Origin of the sequence: Anaerococcus lactolyticus ATCC 51172 (assembly GCF_000156575.1) — a bacterium.
Taxonomy (GTDB): domain Bacteria; phylum Bacillota; class Clostridia; order Tissierellales; family Peptoniphilaceae; genus Anaerococcus; species Anaerococcus lactolyticus.
On record NZ_GG666087.1, the window covers coordinates 1 to 505 of the forward strand.

Here is a 505-nt window from a genome sequence, read left to right on the forward strand (position 1 = left end):
TTCTTATACATTTTAGATAAAGTTCCAAAACTTGCTACTTCTATCACTGCATAGAGTGGAATTTCTCCACCTTCATAATTGTCTTTAAAGTTTTTTATAAATGGTGAGCGTCTATTTCTTTTAACTTCCCTTGCTAATTCTTCTAGTACCCTTTCTTGTTCCTTTTGTTTCTCGAAATTATTCATATCTTTATATGAAAAGTTCCCATATCTTAAAGAAAAATAGTTTGTGATAACTGCTCTTAAAGAAACTTCAATATGCTCTATTGTTTCAAATATAAGCTGTCTAAGTTCTCTATCAAATTTATATAAACTTACAATATCTTCAAAACTTATTCCTGATATATATCTTCCATCTTTTTTTAATGTGATACTATAAGCTTTAATCAGCCTGTAATAGGATATTCTTCCAAGAATTTTCTTAGCATAAGTTTTATCTTCTACTAAAAGTCCTAAGTCTATTAAGTTTTTTACTTGATTTTCTATACTAATCGGTTCTTGATGAA

General features: G+C 27.5%; 1 protein-coding gene. It reads right to left on the reverse strand.

The annotated features are described in order from the left end of the window. A partial coding sequence (locus tag HMPREF0072_RS10380) for an Abi family protein (RefSeq protein ID WP_004830409.1) occupies positions 1-505 on the reverse strand: 505 nt, incomplete at both ends.